Annotated in this window: 19 protein-coding genes; 5 read left to right on the top strand and 14 right to left on the bottom strand. The window is 50.0% G+C overall.

All coding sequences use genetic code 11. From position 1 onward, the window contains the following. Positions 1-72: 72 nt before the first annotated feature. The 7 genes from LN737_RS26850 to LN737_RS26880 form a co-directional block, all read right to left on the bottom strand. Positions 73-2,199, bottom strand: coding sequence for a GDSL-type esterase/lipase family protein (locus tag LN737_RS26850; protein ID WP_405513701.1), 2,127 nt, complete (start codon positions 2,197-2,199; stop codon positions 73-75). A 52-nt stretch (positions 2,200-2,251) separates the two neighbouring features. Then, entirely contained in the window at positions 2,252-3,088 is an 837-nt protein-coding gene (locus LN737_RS26855) for an alpha/beta hydrolase family protein (protein WP_405513703.1), read from the bottom strand. 306 nt (positions 3,089-3,394) lie between these two features. Beyond that, positions 3,395-4,444: an Atu2307/SP_0267 family LLM class monooxygenase gene (locus tag LN737_RS26860; RefSeq protein ID WP_405513705.1), complete on the bottom strand. Its 1,050-nt coding sequence runs from the start codon at positions 4,442-4,444 to the stop codon at positions 3,395-3,397. 136 nt (positions 4,445-4,580) lie between these two features. After that, a complete protein-coding gene (locus tag LN737_RS26865; protein ID WP_405513707.1) occupies positions 4,581-4,988 on the bottom strand; it encodes a hypothetical protein in 408 nt (135 codons plus the stop codon). A 44-nt stretch (positions 4,989-5,032) separates the two neighbouring features. Then, a complete protein-coding gene (locus LN737_RS26870; RefSeq protein ID WP_405513709.1) occupies positions 5,033-5,539 on the bottom strand; it encodes a hypothetical protein in 507 nt (168 codons plus the stop codon). Between the two features lie 21 nt (positions 5,540-5,560). Beyond that, positions 5,561-6,361 (bottom strand): SDR family oxidoreductase, encoded by an 801-nt coding sequence (locus tag LN737_RS26875; RefSeq protein ID WP_405513711.1) that lies wholly within the window; start codon positions 6,359-6,361, stop codon positions 5,561-5,563. A 96-nt stretch (positions 6,362-6,457) separates the two neighbouring features. Beyond that, the gene (locus tag LN737_RS26880; protein ID WP_405513713.1) at positions 6,458-7,564 is read right to left on the bottom strand and encodes a formylglycine-generating enzyme family protein; all 1,107 of its coding nucleotides are present in this window, start codon (positions 7,562-7,564) and stop codon (positions 6,458-6,460) included. A 108-nt stretch (positions 7,565-7,672) separates the two neighbouring features. Here LN737_RS26880 and LN737_RS26885 point away from each other — a divergent pair, with 108 nt between their 5' ends. Continuing rightward, entirely contained in the window at positions 7,673-7,879 is a 207-nt protein-coding gene (locus tag LN737_RS26885) for a hypothetical protein (protein WP_405513715.1), read from the top strand. 1 nt (position 7,880) lies between these two features. After that, a complete protein-coding gene (locus LN737_RS26890) occupies positions 7,881-9,029 on the top strand; it encodes an FAD-dependent monooxygenase (RefSeq protein WP_405513717.1) in 1,149 nt (382 codons plus the stop codon). A gap of 10 nt (positions 9,030-9,039) precedes the next feature. Here LN737_RS26890 and LN737_RS26895 read toward each other — a convergent pair whose 3' ends face one another. Next, entirely contained in the window at positions 9,040-10,080 is a 1,041-nt protein-coding gene (locus LN737_RS26895) for a sensor histidine kinase (protein WP_405513719.1), read from the bottom strand. A 209-nt stretch (positions 10,081-10,289) separates the two neighbouring features. Between LN737_RS26895 and LN737_RS26900 the strand changes: the two genes are divergently transcribed. Next, on the top strand, positions 10,290-11,048 hold the full coding sequence (locus LN737_RS26900; RefSeq protein ID WP_405513721.1) for a VOC family protein: 759 nt from the start codon (positions 10,290-10,292) through the stop codon (positions 11,046-11,048). A 36-nt stretch (positions 11,049-11,084) separates the two neighbouring features. On the opposite strand, the gene LN737_RS26905 is transcribed toward LN737_RS26900, so the two are convergent. Next, positions 11,085-11,525, bottom strand: coding sequence for an ester cyclase (locus LN737_RS26905; RefSeq protein WP_405513723.1), 441 nt, complete (start codon positions 11,523-11,525; stop codon positions 11,085-11,087). 211 nt (positions 11,526-11,736) lie between these two features. On the opposite strand from LN737_RS26905, the gene LN737_RS26910 reads away from it, so the two are divergent. Then, entirely contained in the window at positions 11,737-13,113 is a 1,377-nt protein-coding gene (locus tag LN737_RS26910; RefSeq protein ID WP_405513725.1) for an AGE family epimerase/isomerase, read from the top strand. A gap of 25 nt (positions 13,114-13,138) precedes the next feature. Continuing rightward, the gene (locus LN737_RS26915; RefSeq protein ID WP_405513726.1) at positions 13,139-14,269 is read left to right on the top strand and encodes a mannonate dehydratase; all 1,131 of its coding nucleotides are present in this window, start codon (positions 13,139-13,141) and stop codon (positions 14,267-14,269) included. Positions 14,270-14,281: 12 nt separating this feature from the next. Here LN737_RS26915 and mnmE read toward each other — a convergent pair whose 3' ends face one another. From mnmE to LN737_RS26940, 5 genes are all read right to left on the bottom strand, one after another. Further along, positions 14,282-15,658, bottom strand: a complete 1,377-nt coding sequence (gene mnmE, locus LN737_RS26920; protein ID WP_405513728.1) for a tRNA uridine-5-carboxymethylaminomethyl(34) synthesis GTPase MnmE — start codon at positions 15,656-15,658, stop codon at positions 14,282-14,284. Between the two features lie 71 nt (positions 15,659-15,729). Next, the gene (locus LN737_RS26925) at positions 15,730-16,746 is read right to left on the bottom strand and encodes an oxygenase MpaB family protein (RefSeq protein WP_405513730.1); all 1,017 of its coding nucleotides are present in this window, start codon (positions 16,744-16,746) and stop codon (positions 15,730-15,732) included. 102 nt (positions 16,747-16,848) lie between these two features. Beyond that, entirely contained in the window at positions 16,849-17,613 is a 765-nt protein-coding gene (locus LN737_RS26930) for an MBL fold metallo-hydrolase (protein ID WP_405513732.1), read from the bottom strand. Positions 17,614-17,714: 101 nt separating this feature from the next. Next, complete coding sequence (locus LN737_RS26935) at positions 17,715-18,095, bottom strand: response regulator (RefSeq protein ID WP_405513733.1); 381 nt, start codon at positions 18,093-18,095, stop codon at positions 17,715-17,717. A 266-nt stretch (positions 18,096-18,361) separates the two neighbouring features. Further along, positions 18,362-19,948 (bottom strand): hydrolase, encoded by a 1,587-nt coding sequence (locus tag LN737_RS26940; RefSeq protein ID WP_405513735.1) that lies wholly within the window; start codon positions 19,946-19,948, stop codon positions 18,362-18,364. Between the last annotated feature and the right edge of the window lie 232 nt (positions 19,949-20,180).

Below are 20,180 nucleotides of genomic sequence, written 5' to 3' on the forward strand. Positions count from 1 at the left end.
AGAACTACTATTCGGATCATTTATTATAGAGCTCATCCGCGATTGTATCTCGGATGTTAGAGGAGAAAAAACTTAACGACTTGTTGGTAAGGCAAATTTGTTGATTGTTTCCCGCACGACGGCGGCCCAGACTCTATATCCTTTTGTCGCCAGGTGAATACCGTCGGGTGAATACAACCCTGTACCCAGATTACCCGTAGCAGCGTCGATCAACACGCCCGACGGATCGCAGAAGAAAACGGTTTTGTTATCGACAAACGCCTGAATCTGCTGATGGACCGCTACGTATTTTTTTCGTTTATCGTCTTCAGCGGTCGTACCGGCCGGAAGCGGCCCAATTAGTACCAGTTTAGCCTGCGGGAGTTTGCGGTTCAGTGCTTTCAGGATAGCCCCGATTCCGGCCGTAATATCCTCTGCCTCATCTTCCCGGAAATTGTTCACGCCAATAGTAACAACCACTACGTCCGGATTGGCTTTCGTGAAGTCAAGGTGCTCAACCCGCCACAGCAGGTTCTGGGTTTTATCGCCCGAAATAGCCGCTACCCCGTACTGATAACCAGCCAGCGCACTATCAAAAGCCGCCTGACCCGCGTGATGAATAACCAGACTTCGCTTACCAATGGCCTGCGTAATGGAATTACCCATCATCAGTACGTCCAATTTGCCTACACTATCCAGCGTTTGCTGAATATTTGCAAAATTATCCCACCAGTCATTACCGCGTTTCCATCCCCCCGCCGACCGATACTCTGACCCCGGCATAGCCATGAGCGCGTAGTGTGGATATTGCCCCGATGCTTTCAGAATAAAATCCACAATGGGCGACGGATTGGGCAGGCTGTGTGGGTGATGGTTCACACCGGGTTTGTGAATGACGGTAATTTTACCACCCAGTGCCAGCACCTGTTTCTCGAATGGTTCGGTGTTTTCACTGACGGGTACCGCATCGTCGGCATCGCCCACTACGTGCAGCATCGGGAAATTACCTTTTACAATATCAGCAACGCGGTCGAGCGGATTTCCTTTAAACTGAAGCGCTTCTTCCTCCGATTTCAGCCCGAAATCTTTCTTGAACAGTTCCCAGTCACTCGGGCTGCCCGTACTCTTTCCTTTACCGCCGGGCCAGCTTTTCAGGTCCAGCACAGGCGCATCTACGTACACGCAGGCCACTTTTTTCGGATTTTCGATGGCCCAGTTGTAGGCATAAATTCCACCCCGGCTTAAGCCTTCCAGACTGACTTTATCGGCTAATCCGGCTTTGTGCATGTATCGGTAAAACTTGTTCCAAAGCTCAATAGCTTCGGCATTACCGAAGAGTTCGGCCACGTCACAATACACCAGATGATAACCATGATCCAGCAGGGCAATATCCGTTTGCGGCTCATGCCCCCAGAATCGCGCCCGCCAGATCCAAGGTTTGTCTTTCGCTACTATTCTGGGCTTAACCACTTTAGCGTTACGTCCTTCAAACGTAAAATCAGCACAATCGTAGCCATAAAACGACGACAACGTAACAGGTTCTTTGATCTTCCGAAAAATATCGAAATCAGGCTGATTTTTCAGGGTGATCACCTCGTACAACCGCCGGGCGATTCGGGTCATAACCAGGGGTGCCGGATGGAGCTTATCGGGAAACAGGAGGCTATCTTCCCGCGTTAGCGAATGCAGATCGAGCAGTTCGAGTTTCTCCTCAAAAGCTACCTGGCGGATTCGGGGAATGATAAGTTTCGTAATGGCCGCATCGGTCTGCCGGGTCGTGTCGGTCATGAACGAGGCTACCGGCAGCAATAGAATGACCCGCGGTTTGCTGGGCAAGGTCCTGAACGATTGAACCAATGCTTTGTAATCAGGCATAAACTGGTCGATCTTCAACCGGTACGGCAGTCGACTATCATTGGTACCCAACTTGATCAGCACAATATCCGGGTTACTTTTCAGGGCTTCCTGATACTTATCGGTAGCGGTATAGGGCGCTGTCGTTTCCCGTAACACCGTCCGCCCACTCACGCCAAAATTCATAACCTCGTAGCCACTCCCGAGCAGGTTTTGCAATTGACCCGGAAATGAGTTTTGCTCCCTGTGCGTAAGCCCGGCACCATACGTAATGCTGTTGCCTATGCAGGCAATCCGGACGACTTTCTGAGCATAAACCGAAAAAGACAGAAGGAGCAAAAAAGTTAACGGGAGGCTACGGCGCATAGACAAGTTTGGTTAACGATCCATTCTTAGGAGAATATAGTATTGCTGCTCGTCAGCGCGCAATCGTTGCGGTTTGTTTATCGAAATACTGGCGCATAAACAGCAGTTGGTACGTTACTGCATTCGTCCAGTACGGCCAGTTATGGCCACCGGGCCGGGCAATGTAGTCATGTGGAATGTTACGTTCCAGAAGTTTGTCGTGCAGGTTGTTGTTGACACGAAAGAAAAAGTCTTCGCTCCCGCAGTCAATGATTAGCGATAGCGCGTTTGGGGTCAGCAAATGCAGCAGATTGATGACGGTATTCTGCTCCCATCGGTCGGGAAACTGGGCATAGGTACCCAGCCGTTTAGCCATGTCCCAGTTATTGGGAAACGGGCGAATATCGACGCCCCCACTCATGCTGCCAGCCGCCCCAAATACGTCCTGGTGACGAAACGCCAGAAACAATGCGCCGTGTCCGCCCATACTCAGCCCTGTAATGGCCCGCCCCTGTCGGTTCTTAATGGTTTTGTAGTGGCTATCGACCCACGACACCAGCTCATTGGAGACGTAGGTTTCGTACTTAAAGGTAGGATCAACCGGACTATCCCAGTACCAGCTTCCGAAAGCGCCATCCGGACACACAACAATTAACTGATTACGATCCACAGTCTCACCCAGATTCGATGCTTTTTTGACCCAGTCGCTGTAATTGCCACTATAACCGTGCAGTAAGTACACCACCGGAAATTCACTACCGTTTGTATACGAGTCGGGCGTAATAACCACGGCTTTAATCGTCTTCTTCATCGACGAGCTATACGTATCAACCGTATCGATTTTTGCCGCCTTAACCAGACCAGTTATTAGTAAAAAACTTAAAATAAGAAGCGTACGCAGAGGAGTCATTGAGCTAGAAAAGTTATTGGATATTATCTGGAAGGGTATTTGCCACTAATGTTGTCGACCACTCTTGCTTTTAGAGGTGAATCAATTTAGAAAAGCGCAGAATAAGGGGGCACCTACTTCTTTTTTAAGTGCTTGTTAGCAAAACGCAGGTATTTTTCCCAGTCGTTGCCCGCTACGTCGTGTCTGCCAGTTCGGGGGTAATAAACGAAACCACCCCTGAACTGACTGATTCAGAGGTGGTTTTTGGGTAGCAGGAAGTCCTTCCGTTCTCCGAGATCGGAGCGTGCATTGTCAGCATGTAAACGATCAGGAAACTACACTGCTCTTTGCCAGTTCTTTCCGTACCACCGGCGCGACTTTCGTGCCAAATAACTCAATGGCGTGCAGTGTTTTAGCATGGGGCATGTCGTGACCGGTAATCATCTGAGCCAGATAGCGGGTATTGCCAAACAATTCGTGGAAGTACAGAATCTTATCGATCACCTGCTGCGGACTGCCTACCATCAGTGGCCCATACTGCCGCATGTATTCAAACTGATCCCGCGTAATGGGCGACCAGCCTCGCTCCTTTCCAACCCGGTTCATCAACAGCTCGTAGGACGGAAAAAACTCGTTGGCTGCCCGCTGCGAATCGTCGGCTATGTAAAACTGAGAATTGATGCCTAGTTGCAGCTGGTTCATGTCATGACCAGCTTTCTGAGCTGCCTGCCGGTACAAATTGACAAATGGGACAAAGCGGTCGGGCGTACCGCCGAGAATCGCTACGGTCATCGGCAGGTTTAACGTACCTGCCCGAACCGCTGAGGCAGGTGTACCACCGACGGCCAGCCAGACTGGGATTGACGATTGGTATGGGCGTGGGTAAATGCCCTGATTATGAATGGGCGCCCTATGTTTACCACTCCAGCTAATCACCTCCTGTTGATTGATCTTCAGCAGCAGATCCAGCTTCTCGGTGAATAACTCATCATAATCTTTCAGGTCATAACCAAACAACGGAAATGATTCAATGAACGAGCCACGTCCAGCCATAATTTCGGCCCGGCCGTTTGAGATCAGGTCCAGCGAAGCAAAGTTCTGGAATGTCCTGACCGGATCGGCCGAACTCAGTACGGTAACCGAACTGGAAAGTCGGATAGTTTTCGTGATAGCAGCCGCAGCCGACAGAACGACTTCGGGTGCCGATATAATGAAATCGGGGCGGTGGTGTTCGCCCAGTGCAAAAACATCCAGCCCAATTTCGTCGGCCAGTTTTATTTCTGCCAGGGTTTCCTGCATACGCTGATGCGCATTCATGGCTTTCCCTGCTACGCCATCCGGTTTGATCTCGCCAAAACTACTGATGCCTAATTCCATAAATATGTTTGGTGTTATGCTCCTACAATCATTTTGAGCCTGACTACGGTTCCTGAGCGTACCCAAAAACTACGGATAGCCATTCTGGAATAAGCGATTACGTGGATGTCTCCGTTTTACTTCGGCGCAACACCATTCAATGTCGTTCTGCCATCAGTGCACGGATACGTTTTTCCAGAGCCTTGTACCGATTCCGGGCTTCAGTCATTGGCAAGCCAGCATTCATTTCAGGGCGTTTATGGCCCGTAGCGTTGAGCCAGGCATCTTTCATAATAGCCTGTCGCTGACGTACCAATTTTAGAATTTCTTCGCTATGAGGGTTGGTTGACAAGGTAGCGAGTACGTTCGGGGCATCCGCTACGTTCGGTCCAAGATACTGCAAAACAGCTTTAGCCATCAGCCAGTGCCCTAATTCGTTCGGATGTATGCCGTCCTTTGCCAGCTCAAATGTGGAATCAGCTTTTCGGGTTTCGTCCAGATAACGGGTCATAGGAAAATGAAGATCGGCTACGTCCCACTTTAACGAATCGCGTTGAGCCAGCAACCAGGTTGCGTAGGCGTCGAGGGTACGGTTATAGCCCTGCGTCCCTAGCTTCTCATCGTCATGAACGGGGGTGTAAGGAAAATAATCCGCTTTGCACCGATCTTTTCCAACTCAGTATGCAGCCATTTCATCCCTTCCCGATACGGGCGAAAACGCGTTTCGTCGAGCGGCAGGTAAATGCCGTCATTCATACCATAGCAGGCAAACACTACGTCGGGTTTTGTTTGCGCCAGAACTTGGCTAAGTCGCTCGTGCAGGTCGGGACGAGGAAACCGACCATCGGCATGGTTTGGCTCGCTAAGGCCCGACACCGTTTCACTGGGTAGCCCTACGTTGATGAACTCATACGACTGCTTTGGATAGTGCACCACAAAATACGTTTCGATATCGGTCACGTAGGAGCCTGCGTACGTAATGCTATTCCCCAGGAACAGAATGCGTTTGGTGCCTTTTGGGAAAGGAGAAGCCGTTTGTGTCCCGGCGAGCGTCGATGCCATGACCAGACCGATCAGTAAAACAAAGCGACTTGTAAATTCCCGGTATCGTTCCATGGCAGTTTCGCAGCGGGTAATTTACATTTTGTAATGATTCCGGATCATTCGCTCATAAACGCCGGTTGGTAACAGCCGTTTTAGCAGAACAGAAAATTTTTCCAGAGGTTTGCCAACCCGATACGCTCGTTCTACCTGGGGCGACAGAATTATTTTTTCAATCAAGGGGCCGAACACATCTGGTTCGATGCCCTGACTAACACTCTCGTCGATCAAGGCGTACGTTCTGTCGAATGTGTCTTTATAGACACTATCTGCCGGGAGCGACACTTTTAGCCGATTCTTGTTGATGTCGGTCCGTGTACCGCCCGGTTGAACGTAACAGGCCTGAACACCAAAAGGGGTTAGCTCCAGCCGGAGCGCTTCAGTCAGGCGATCTACGGCTGCTTTGCTAGCGCTGTAAGCACCCCGGTAGGGTAATCCGGCTTCAGCTGCAATAGAACTGATATTAATAATTAGACCTGATTTCTGCTGTCGCATGGTCGGCAGCACAGCCTGTATCGTTCGGATAACCCCCACTACGTTGGTGTCAAATACGCGCTGTACGTCGGCAATCGGCAGCGATTCGACCGGCGACGCAATCCCGAGTCCGGCATTGTTGATGAGTACATCCAGCCGCCCCTGCTCCTGCAAAATACGGTTTATGGCTTTCTGAACACTTTCTTCGCTGCACACATCCATATCCAGCGTACGGAACGGTTTCTTCAGCTGCTCAATCGTTCGGGACGTACCATATACGACATAGCCCTTTTGTGCCAGATACGTTGCTATGTGCTCACCTAAACCGGTTGAGGCACCCGTAATTAATATAACTTTTGACATGATGTTCGCGAAAAAAGCGCTTTGTTTCGAAGCCGCCACGAAATTAGCCGTTACCCGCCTAAAACGATGACGCTCGCGAAGGTAGCGGTTCCCTTTCTATTGAGCTGATTTTACACAGCGAAAGCCAAGATTGTTGCTGGCGCTGGTTGTTTCGCCTTTACCCCGGCTCCCCGCTTTGTAGCGAATGCAATACTGATCACTGCACAGAAACGAGCCGCCCCGCTGTACGTGTTTCACCAGTCCGGGCTCGTCGGGATCGTAGCTATCTTTAGGGCCTTTCGGATTAGTGGACGGGCTTTTCTGATAGTAGTCGGGCCGGTACAGATCGCTGCACCACTCCCACACGTTTCCATCCATATCGTACAGTCCGCTCGGATTAGCCGGGTATGTTTTTACCGGTGCCAGCGTACGAAAGCCGTCCTCGGTGGTATTGTTGTTCGGAAACCGCCCCTGAAAAATATTGGCCACCCATTTGCCACCCGGCTTGAGTTCATTTCCCCAATAATATTTTGTGCCGCTACGTCCGCCACGAGCGGCAAATTCCCACTCAGCTTCAGTTGGCAGGCGTTTTCCGGCCCATTTGGCATAGGCCACCGCATCGTCGTAACAAACCTGCACCACCGGGTCATTGCCTTTACCCACAACACTGCTTTTGGGTCCCTGCGGATGGCGCCAGTTAGCACCCGCTACGTACTGCCACCACGCCAGCGGATTGGCCAGCGATACGGGCTGAGCCGGTGGTGTAAAGACGGCTGAACCCGGCACTAGCTTATCGGCCGGAACGCCGGGATAATCGGCGGGATTGAGCGGGCGTTCGGCCACCGTTACGTAATGCGTAGCGCGTACAAACTTCTCAAATTCAGCATTGGTCACTTCGTGCGTATCCATCCAGAAACTGTTTACGGAAACAGCATGAACAGGTTTGGCGTCCGGAAAATCGTTGGAGCCCATCTGAAAGCTTCCTCCTTTGATGAGCACCATTTCGGCCGCTCCTGTACCACGACTACCGGTTGATGTAGACGACACGACAGAACGCAACGCGGCTGCCCGTGAAGGCACTTTGCAAACCCCCGTTGTACATACCGGAATCGAGGAATCTTTTGTCCGTATGGTCGGCGTTACGTTAATCAATAGGTTCTCGGCTTTGAAAGCCGTAAGCGCCAGGAACGTAACAGCAACAAGAATGGCACACACTGATTTCATTGAAGCAGACAATTAGTACTACCAGAAAATCTTTTTATCGTCTCTGTCAGAACGACAAAAATACCGTAAAGCCGTTGAATTCTTTACTCACGAACAAGCCCGACCTGTTTGTGTAAGCAATTCGTACGGTTTTTTTACCGACTGAATCAGGCTGAATTAACCACCACGAGCTTTTTCGCTCCAACGATGCCCCGAACCACTTCAGCTTTCATTTCTTCCAGTCTACAGGTAACAGCCTCGGCCACGCCAACGGATCAGGCTACTTTTGATACGTTCATTCGGGTAAGTATCCATCCAATTAACGCCGTTTATTGACATGCATCGCCAAAAACAATTCACCATCATTGGGGCCGGTATTGCAGGCCTGACCACAGCCATTGCGCTACGGCAACTCGGCCTCTCTGTAACTATTTTTGAGGCTGCTCCAGTCATCAAACCGCTCGGTGCCGGATTAGCGCTGGCGGCTAATGCCGTGAAAGCATTCCAGAAACTTGGGGTTGCTGACTCCATTCTTCAGGCGGGGCGGGTGCTCGATGCGTTTGTGATCTGCGATCAACACGGGCACACAATCACGCGCACCGATAGCCGGGCATTGAGCCGAAAATATGGTACGGATAATTTCACCATTCATCGGGCGGCTTTGCACCAGGAATTGCTGAAACAGGTTGATGATCTTTCATTAACAACCGGGAAACGAGCGATTCATGTCGACCAGACAGGGTCGCGGCTGCTGATTACGTTCGACGATGGGACTGTTCATCAAACGGACTATCTACTCGTTGCTGATGGCATCCACTCCCCTATTCGTCAGCAGCTTCTCCCAGACAGCAACCTACGGTATAGCGGCTATACCTGCTGGCGAGCCGTTATTGATAGTACAGGTCTGAACGTATCGGAAGCAACCGAAACCTGGGGCGATAATGGGCGTTTTGGACTAGTGCCACTGGCCAACAATCAATTGTACTGGTTTGCCTGTGTCAACGCTCCCGCTAATGACGCCCGCATGCGTCAGTCAACAACCCACGATCTGCTGAATCGGTTTGGTAGTTATCACGCGCCCATTCCGGAAGTTCTTTCACGGACACGTGATAAAGATTTACTCTGGAACGACATCGCTGACCTGGCTCCCTTACCGCACTACGCCTTCGACCGCATCCTGCTGCTGGGCGATGCTGCCCACGCTACTACGCCGAATATGGGGCAGGGCGCCTGTCAGGCTATCGAAGATGCTGTGGTTCTGGCCGATGAACTGAAAGCGGGTGGCTCTATACCCGAATCCTTTAAACGGTTTGAACAACGTCGGTTGCAGCGAACTCATTACGTTATCAATAACTCCCGACGTATCGGTCAGATTGGCCAATGGCAGAATCCGGTACTTGCCTGGTTACGTAACAGCTTATTCAGGCTTCTGCCGTCAGTGATAAATGAACAGCAGCAGAAAAAGTTGTATACCGTCGACTTTTAGCCAGATTCATCTAGTTGAGGGTCATAATCAGCGGAATCACGACTGTGAAGGTGGATGACTCATCCTGTATTTCCAGATTTCCGTGTCCCAGCAACTGATACTTTGTGGCGATATTGGCCAACCCTACCCCGTTGGATATGGCTCGGGTGTTTTTCCGCTGTACGTTGTTGATCACGAATAAGCGTCCGTCCACATCCGTTTCGATACGAATTTGCAGGGGCTGATCGGGCAGGATTACGTTGTGCTTCACGGCATTTTCAACCAGCATTTGCAGCGTCAGTGGAGGCAAGAGTGCCTGCTGATGGTCATCATCCACCATAACCTGTAAATCGATTCCGTTTCCGTACCGGGTTTTCAGCAAATGAAAATAGGAATTGATAAAGCTGAGTTCGGTCTGCAAACTGGTGAGTTCCCCTTCGTTGGTTTGAAGCAGATAGCGGTATACGCTCGCCAGTTCTTCTACGAAATGCTCGGCTTTCTCCGGATCATTGTCGATGAGCGAAGAAAGTGAGTTAAGCGAGTTGAACAGAAAATGCGGATTTACCTGTTGTTTCAGGCTGTCGAGCTGACTCTGTAAGTTTATTTTTTTCAGTTTCTCAGTTTGCTGCAGCGTCTGGGTCCACTTCTCGAAGGTGTACACGCTTTCGTGAACAACATTCGCGATTACATTCCCGATTGTACTGAACACCAATGTCCAGCGCAGACGTACCGGATCGAACGTATAGTTGGGGAAACCGGCCCATTTGTAGCCGTAAAACAAAACGGAAATAATGGCCGACGACATAAGGATATGAATACCCAGCGCCAGGCATAACCGTATCCAGGTTTGGCGAACTGCCGGAAAGCGATCACGCAGGTAAGCAGCCGGAACAGCGTGTAAGAAGTAAACGGGCGTCCAGATAAGGGCAGTACTCAGCGTGGCCAGCAGAAACGTATCGAGCTGCTGGAAGTAAATTTCTCCGAACAGCATATAGTTCAGAAAGGCAACGTAAGCAGGCACAAGGCCCAGAGCAATCCACGTATCTTGCTGGGTAAATCGGTTTAGTTTCAAGCCCACCTTTGTTCAGGAACGATCCGTTAAAACTACTAAATAATCGTGTTTCTCCGGATACTGTCCTTGAACCGCCTAACAGGCATTGATCAATTGATACTCCCAAAGTGTGGGTTCACCCATTTGTTCAGCAGGTTCATCCGTTACGTCGTTTGGTATCGAGCCTGATTTAGTCAATTTTGAGCCACCACAGTAAACAACAGCCCTTCATGAAACTCGTAACGCTTGAACTTGAAACCACCGACCCAGCAGGTACCCGCGCCTTTTATACGCAGCACCTGGGTCTATCGATTGTAGCTGAATCTGTGGATTCGCTGACGTTGCAGGTAGGTTGGACGCAACTAACCTTTCGCTCGACAACGAAGCCTGTCGCACCGTACCACTTCGCCATAAACGTACCGAGCGGAATGCTGGAGATGTGCATGCACTGGTTTGCTCTGGATTATATCGATACGCAGGCGCGGGGACAAACGATTGCCGAATTTGGAGACTGGCGCGCCCGGTCAGCTTATTTTTTCGATAATAATGGCAACCTGCTGGAGTTCATTACCCGACATGATTTGGCCTGCCATGAGGGCAACCTGACGGATTGTGATTTCTTTCAGGGCATTAGTGAAATCGGCATCGTTACGCCCTGCGTCATAAAAACCTGTCGTCAGTTGTGGGAGCGGTTTGGTGTAAAGCGCTTCAGCAAATCCAAACCCATGCCCGACTTTGCTGCTTTTGGCGACGACAATGGTTTGTTCATCATCTCAAAAGCGAATCGTAACTGGCTATTTACGACCGTTCCGGCGGCTTTAACTAACTACCGGATGACGTTTGAATTGAATGGCACACTTCAATCACTGGCAAGCGATGAGCTAAGCACCAGTTCTGATGCCGTCTGCTTTTGCCCGCTTGCCCACAAACACTCCCGTTCTGCTGACAAACAGCGGATTGATAGTATCAGCCTTTCGGTCAGTATGTAAAAATCTTTTGCGCTCAACTGGACAGACCGGTACTCCCTACTGCTCCAGAACAGGTTCTGCAAGGACTATCGGCCTGTTCAGTTGATTCAGCAAAGAGTGCATATCCATTAATATCCACACATCGGTAATTTTATCGGCTTCCAGCTTTACAAAAAACGCTTCACTGAATCGGAACGACGTTGGCGGTTGAGAAGGTGCGATGGACTCAAAATCAGTCTGCTGCGTACCCTGAGCCGTAATTCGATAAGCCACCTGTCCTTCTACGGCTACCAGCTCGTCGATTGTTACGTACAGATCAGGAAAGGCCGTAAAAACGCCCTGTAATGCCTGACGAAAGCTTTCCCGGCCTCGTACCTCCCGGCCCGTCGTAGTACGCAGGTAACATTCTTCGGCAAAGTACTGATCTATGAGATTCAGCTGTTTCCGGTTGATAACCTCCCCGACGTATGCCTGAATGATCGCTTCCTCCTTTTTCATATTTTCTGGCTCAATTGATTGATCGACAATGTGATTGACGGCCCAAAAGTGCGATCAGAATTACACGTCATGAAAAAGAAAAGCATGAGCCGTAGAAAGTACCTCGCAAAGCATAAGGAATTTGCCTTAAACGACAGTAGCGAAGTTGTCTGATGCTTCTTTAGGGAATGGGGCAGTAAATTCCCGCTGATAAATTCATTCCTGTACCTTCATGAAACACCGTGGTTTTCGCTACCGCATTGTCTGCCTGCTGATCAGCCTGGCCCATCCGGTCCTTTCCCAAAAAACACCCGGCGACCGGATGCGCATTGCGGCTGAAATGGAGAAATCGATACGTACTGAGATGCTCAATAAATGGTATCCACAAGCGGTCGATAAAGAGTTTGGCGGTTTTCTGAGCACCTTCACCTACGATTTTACGCCTACGGGACCGCAGGATAAAATGATTGTGACGCAGGCCCGGCACACCTGGACGACAGCTAAAGCGGCCGAGCGGTATCCTACTGTTACGTACTATAAAGACAATGCCCGGCACGGCTTTCTGTTCCTGCGCGATGTGATGTGGGATAAGCAGTACGGTGGTTTTTATAACCTCGTTGACCGGAAGGGCAACGTAAAAGGGGGCGATATGAAACAGGCTTATGGCAATGCCTTTGGCTTGTATGCCCTGAGTGCTTATTATCACATGTCGCACGACACGGCGGCCCTGAATCTGGCCAAAAAGTCGTTCGCCTGGCTCGAAAAGCACAGCCATGATCCTATTCATAAAGGGTATTTCCAGCATCTGCAACGAAACGGAACCCCCATCAAACGCGATGATTCTGTACCTTCTACCTCCGATCTGGGCTATAAAGATCAGAACAGTTCCATCCATTTGCTCGAAGCCCTGACCGAACTCTACACGGTATGGCCCGATCCGCTGGTACGTGAGCGCCTGGACGAAATGCTCCGGCTCATCCGCGACGTCATCACAACACCCAAAGGCAATCTGACCTTGTTTTTTCAACCCGACTGGACCCCTGTTTCCTTCCGTGATTCATCAGAAGCAGTGATTCTGAAACACCGCAATCTGGACCACGTTTCTTTCGGGCATGATGTCGAAACGGCTTATCTGATGCTGGAAGCTTCGCACATATTGGGCCTGAAAAACGACACAAAAACCCTTCAGACGGGCAAACGAATGGTTGACCATGCTTTGGCCAATGGCTGGGACAAAACGGTGGGCGGTTTTTATGATCAGGGCTATTATTTTAAGGATAAACCGGGCATGAGTATTATTCGGGAAAGTAAAAACTGGTGGTCGCAGGCCGAGGGGCTCAATACACTTCTGCTGATGGCCGATCAGTTTCCTAACGATTCCATGCATTATTTCGACCAGTATAAACTACTCTGGCAATACGTACTAACCTACATGATTGATCACGAACATGGTGACTGGTATGAAGAGGGGCTGGACAAAGATCCCAAACGCAAAACGGCGCTGAAGGGGCATATCTGGAAAGCTGCCTACCACACATACCGCGCCCTGACCACTTGTGTGGATCGCTCTAAAAGCAAGTCAGCCGGGCATTCATCAGCGAACCACTGAGCCGATTGCAGCTATACTCAAACCGATGAGAAAATCACGCAGAGCTTTCATCCGAAACACCGCTTCACTGGCGGCCCTATCGGCAAGTGGTCTGGCATCCGGCAATGCGGACATAAACCACCCTACTCGCTTACCCTCAGCCGATCTGGCTACGTTCAGCAAGGATGCCGGTATGCAACTGTGTGAAGCCTATTTCAGCGGGATGAATGAACAGAAAATTGCGCTGACAAAACAATTGGACGTACTGGGTGCCGTAGGCGGAATAAATCCGGGCATGGCAGGTCTGAACGATGTAAAACCCTGGGAGTATCAGGCCGTTGCAGCTGTAAAAGAAGCTTGGGAGAAGGTTGGCTTAAAGCTTCGCGTTATAGAAGGGCCACCCGCATTGAGCGAAAAAACCAAGCTGGGTTTAGCAGGACGCGACGAAGAGATCGCCAATTTCATTACGTTGATGAAAAACCTGGCGAAAGTGGGTATCGACACGATTTGCTATAACTGGATGCCAGTTATTGGCTGGTACCGAACCCAAAACGACCGTTCGGGCCGGGGTGGGGCCTTGGTAACAGCGTTCGATTATGAAGCGGCCAAAAATTTACCACTTACCCAGTATGGCGAAGTATCGAAGGAAACGTTGTGGAAAAATCTTACCTATTTCATAAAAGCCGTAGTCCCGGAAGCAGAGAAAGCGGGCATCAAACTAGCCATGCACCCCGACGACCCGCAGGTCGACAGTCTCCGGGGCATTGCCCGCATTATGAACACAGTGGATTCGTTCAAACGGCTCATGGAACTATACCCAAGCCCCAATAACGGCATAACCATGTGTCAGGGGAATTTTGCCCTGATGGGTCAGGGTATCCCTGGTCTGATCAACTATTTTGGGAAACAGGGTAAAATTCATTTTGTGCATTTTCGAAATGTACGGGGTGGTACCTTTTCGTTCGAAGAAACCTTTCACGACGAAGGCATCATTGACATGTATCAGGCGATGAAAGCCTATTATGACATTGGTTTCAAAGGGCCCATCCGCCCCGACCACGTACCGACTATGTATGGCGATAGCAATCAGCACCCTGGCTACAGCACCATCGGTACCCTCTACGCCTTAGGCTACATGCGTGGCCTGATGGAAGCCGTCAGCAAGCGAAAAACATAATTAACACTGCTATCACTTTCCGATACAGAACTTGCTGAAAATAGAGTCGAGCAGATCGTCCGTTGTTATCTCACCAGTCAACTCACCCAAATGCTGGAGTGCCACGCGTAAATCCATAGCTAGCCAATCGGGTGTTACGCCGGAATCCAAACCCGAAATAGCGCGGGCGAGGGCCTCATCGGTAGCGGTAAGGTGCTCATAATGACGAGCATTTGTTACTACTGCGCTGCCTGTTTGCACGGCGGTATCCGTTCGGACGCGGCTCGACAATGCCGTTTTTAGTTCGTCCAGATGGGCTTGCTGAGCGGCCGAAATCCAAACAATTTTTTCCTGCGCCACGGCTTCCAGTAGCTGTCGCCGGGTGGCGTCGATAGCATCCAGTTTATTCCCGACCAGCAGATACGGCTTGCCAGATTCCTGCACTTCATGGATGGCTGCTTCCAACTCGGCGGGAAGAATATTTTTTCCATCGAACAGATAAATGACTAAGGCTGCATCGCGCATTTTCTGCTGGGTACGTTCAATCCCAATGGCTTCGATCTGGTCGGTCGCCTGGCGCAATCCAGCCGTATCGATTAACCGAAAGCGGAGTCCATCAATAAACAATTCGTCTTCGATCACATCGCGGGTGGTACCGGGTATATCCGAAACGATGGCCTTTTCTTCATTGAGCAGGGCATTGAGCAGGGTCGATTTTCCAGCGTTAGGTTTACCCACAATAACCGTCGGAATACCATTTTTTATAGCATTTCCCGTTGAAAACGAATCGATTAATGGATGCAAAACCCGTCGAATGTCGAGCATCAGCTGGCGGAGTTGCGCACGGTGGGCAAATTCAACGTCCTCCTCGCCGAAGTCGAGTTCCAGTTCGACCAGGGCCACAAAATCAATCAACTGCTGACGTAACGTTTTCAGTTGCTTCGAAAAACCTCCGCGCAACTGCGTCAGGGCAGCACGATGGCTGGCATCCGAATCCGACGCAATCAGATCCGCAACAGCTTCGGCCTGAACCAGATCAAATTGTCCGTTCAGAAAAGCTCGTTGGGTAAATTCACCCGGCCGAGCCAGCCGAGCCCCCTCGGCTGTTAACCGACGGAGAATCTGTTGAATGATAAACTCTGAACCGTGGCACGAAATCTCGACAACGTCCTCTTTCGTAAACGATTTTGGCGCACGGAAAACGGTCGCTACTACTTCATCAATGATGCTGCCGTCGGGATTGCGTAACGTGCCGAAATGAGCGGTGTGCGAAGTTTGTTTGGTAAGGTCTTTACCCCGAAAAATTTGGTTGGTGATCTCGATGGCCCCTTCACCGGATACGCGCAGTACGGCAATGGCACCAATACCGGGTGCGGTGGCTAAAGCGGCAATAGGTTCTAACTGAAGCAACTCTGTAAAGGATGGTTTACGGTTTGTAGTACCAACAATTCCAGTCGGGAATTTACACCCAACGGCCCTGATTAATACGACAGACTTGATAATTGATTTGGGAGAGCAGGCCACCGATTCAGCAGCCTGACCAAGCGCCTTTCAACCGGCACGTCGGGAATACCGAGCCAGTTGGCATATTGATCGCCCAGAAAGAAACGCATTTCACCGGCTGCGAGGTTCCGGGTGGTTTCCGGATTGGCGGTACCCAACTGGCGGGCAATGGCATCGAGCAACGAACGGGTTAGTCCTACTCCTGCTTCCGAAGGGGCAAACTGCCGCCGGGAGATGGCCTGACCAAGCATGAACGCTTCGCGCAGATTTTGCGGAATTAGCTCTTCAACAACACCATTTATTGAATCCACTACGTTGAGGTGGTGAAGGTAATCTTCTTCCTCCTCCTCGCTTGCTTTCACGCCCGCTTTTCGTAGTCCCAGCAGAACAATATATGAGAACGTCAGATTGGTGCCAGCCATATCTTCCTGATTGACAGGCTGCCCCCATTCCATGTTCCAGCGTCCCGAATGCAGAGTAAACCAGCGCGCTCCGGCATGAATCAGGCGGATTTTCAAGGTTTTCGTGATCGCGCTGCCGCTCAGCCATTCTTTTGGATTATTAACCGCAAAAACCCATTCGCCTGTTTCCTGCAACCGGCGGGACGTATCATTTTTGATCCGTTCCGTTAGCCAAAGTACCTGTGCGCCATTCGCACCGAGATAGGAATATGGCAGGGAATAAAACCCGAGTGTCAGGCTGATCTGTTGCGCATGTTTTTTAAAAAATGCCATTCCCCGATTCATCCGGGCCGGCTCGGCCCAAGCGGGCAGGTGCGCGTACTGCACAAAAAAATGCTGAACAGCTGGGAGTTGTCCGTTTGTGGACGTATCATCTGGATTAGCCAGCCACTTCATTAATGATCGCAGTCCGGCTGCCCCCTCAGCCTCAACCACAGCGGCAATTACTGCATCGGCGGGGACGTCGCCCTGCTGCCGGTACGAGGCTAAAAATTCGTTAGAAAATAAACGGGAGGGTTTGATGAGCGTCGGCATCGTATATGGTTGTCTACCTGACTGGGTAACGATGCGTTGACTGAATTGGTTGCGGTATTGGCTCAGACGAAATCACTTCATGGCTCACTAACCGGCTTGGTTCTAGTCCAGTTTTATCTGCAAACCATCATAACCCAGCCGGATATTGGGAGGTAGCTCCCGTTCAACTTCGCCATGCAGGCCCAGTTTGTGGCTGATGTGGACAAAATAAGTTCGGGCGGCATTGATACGTTGCGCCAGCGCAACGGCCTGATCGAGTGTAAAATGGGATATATGTGCCTGACGTTGCAAGGCATCCAAGACAAGTATCTTGGTACCGTATACTTTTTCCAGCTCTTCTTCAGAAATGTAATTAAGATCGGTGAGGTACGTAAAATCGCCTATTCGATACCCAAATACAGGGAGCTTATGGTGCATCACCTCGATGGGTATCACGGGTACGTCAAGTATCGTAAACGGCTCATTACTAATTTCGTGCAGCCGTACGTGAGGAGTACCGGGGTATTTGTTTTCGGCAAAAATGTAGGCGAATTCCCGCTGCAGCTGCGACAGAACCGTCGGGCGGCCATATACGGGAATGTCCTGCCCCGACCGGAAATTGTAGGCTCTGATTTCGTCAAGCCCTGCCGTATGATCTTTGTGTTCATGTGTAAACAGAACCGCATCGAGCTGCAGTAGATTCAGGCGAAGTACCTGCTGACGAAAATCTGGGCCGGTATCGATGACAAAGCTGCGTCCGTTTACGGCAATATGGACGGACGACCGCAACCGTTTATCCCGAAAATCGACGGAACGACATACCTCGCATGTGCATCCAATAAGCGGCACTCCCGACGATGTTCCCGTACCCAGCAGCGTGACAAGCATAATGATTGAATAGTTGAATGATTGAATGATTGAATAACTGACTCGTGGTTGTTTATGTCCATCCAATCATTCAACTATTCAATCATTCAATCATTCAACAATTATTTATCTGTCAGTTGATTAACTACCTCAACCAGCCGGTCGAAGTTGAGTGGTTTCACGAGTACGTCGTTGAAACCAGCTGTCTTAAATTCTTCTTCGGTATAGTTTTTGGCGTTGCCTGTAATGGCCACAATGGGTACATTCGCTTTACCGGTATCGGGTAAGGCCCGAACACGCCGAACGCACTCCATACCATCCATCAAAGGCATGTTGATATCGAGCAGAAGGATACTAAAATCTTCTTTTTCAAGAATTTGCAGCACTTGTTCACCGTTCTTAACGGCCGTGATGTCATAGTTTTGAAACTCAAGAATTTTGCGGGCCAGATTCTGGATAACAGAGCTATCTTCGGCAATCAGGACGCGTTTGGAAGCTGACATAAGGCTTAAAGGATCGTGTTTCGTTTTAGAGTGGTGAAATTAGCAGTTAAATCGGCAAACGCAAAAGAGCTTTTTTTTCAAAACGTATCAGCCCTGCCTTTTTACCCTAACGTTTATACGTATTAGTCAGTACCTGCTACAAAATGCTCTAAAAATCCTACATTTTGCCTTCGATTTTAACTTAATCTTGCTTTTACCCGGAAATGTGTACATAACCTTCAGTCGGTTTCACACGTTTTTTTATCGTATGAAACCGACTGAAAAATTTATTGGACCTTAGCCAGCCACAACGAAGCGTTGATATGCAATGCCGGGTGCGACGTATAACCCGATGGTACATCACCCGACCAGCCGTTGAACAGATTGTCGTTTGTATCGCCCGTTCCGTCGTCGGCCGGGGAGCTGTCCCCAACAAACACAACCCGCCCGCTGCCATACGTAGCGAGCAGCGCCATTACGTTAGTAGCACTGCCTACCGTACCGCTCATGCGCCAGAATAACCCTTGAACTGTAGCATTATTAGCAGGATACAAGGTGGCCGTTGTACCATTGTAAAAGGCTAATTTTGAGGCTGTTCCGGCCAAACCACCCAGCACTTTCTGCGCGTTGGTATTCGTCCCTGTATATACTTTTGTCGTGGGCTGTTCGCTGATGTCGACGTAATCGACCACAAAACCAAAAGGTTTATTGTTGTTCATGCCGTTGTTGGCCATCAGATCGTTCCAGACGCGGGGCGAATCATATCCATCGCCATCTCTATCAGAAGGATTATAGCCATTTGGATCAGTACCCGTGAGCGACGGCGCCGTATGGTCAGCTACCATCATCAGGCCACCACCGTTTGAAATAAAATTCATAATGGCAGTTTTCTCGGCCGCCGTAAACAACCGGTTCGGTTCAACTACGATGAAAACGTCATAATTGCTCAAGTCCTGCACGTTCGACGTATTACCGTAGGTAAGCGCTACACCCGATGGCAGCGTTTCGACCTGATTGCCACGCTTTACCAGATCGACAGCCCAGGCCGAGATGCCTCCTTTCCAGTACGTTTCCGTTGTCGATGCCGTAATGCCGGTATACGATGGCGTCGGATAACGCTGCGCCTTGGTTTCTACCGTGGTACCGCCCGTATAAATAGGGACGCTCTCGGTTCCATCCGCATCAATCTGCCAGTCGGCACTACCCGCATTTTCGCGTCGGCCCGCGTCAAACAGGAATTTCTTACCTGTCGGGGTGCCTCCACCCGAGTAATCATTAATGACAATGTCGTCAATATTAATTCGATTAGTCGAACCCGATAATTTACGAATCTCGATACGTACTGTGCCGCTTACGTTCAGTGCAAACGTCTGCGTTTGCAGCGTCGAAGTCGTTGTTACGTTTGCGCCCGACTGCGCCCAGGTACTGCCGCTATTGGTTGAAAACCATAACCCCCATTGGCTCGATGCGTCGGTACCATACGTACCATGTTTGACCGTAACGGTGCTGATGCCCGACGTCTGGTCGAACAGCATGGTAATTTTACCCGTGTTCCGTACCCGCGCCGACCATGAACCCGCTTTTAAATCGCCACTGAGATTACCAATGACTACGTCGTATAAATTCCATGATTTAGCCTGTAGCGTTACGTTGTCGCCACTGGACGATCCCGTTGGCGATACGTCGTAAGCAGTTTTAGGGCTGGTCGATCCAACTTCGAACCCCTCCGATAACGACACGGCCAATAGGCGGGCTGAGTGCGTTGACGTATCGATGTTTGGTGTCAAGTTGACTGATGGCTGGCAGCCAGGTAGCAGCGAACCCGCCAGTAAACCAATCAAAACTGTGTTTTTCAATTTTGGGAAATTGAGCATAAAAGAGGTTTTTTAGTTTGTCATTACGTATGCTTCAGTAGCCGATTTTAGACTGGTTTCTACTGCCAAAATCAGTTACCATATTGTCATTAAATTAGAAATTAATTTTACATATACATAAAAATGGCACAAACTCTTATCCTATAGCTCCTATTCCCCGCTCATGCAGAATTAAAACTTCTGATAACTTTCCGGCCATTCAGGGAGTTTTATACAGATAATCAACTCTCAA

Source organism: Spirosoma sp. KNUC1025, from assembly GCF_045160025.1.
Taxonomy (GTDB): domain Bacteria; phylum Bacteroidota; class Bacteroidia; order Cytophagales; family Spirosomataceae; genus Spirosoma.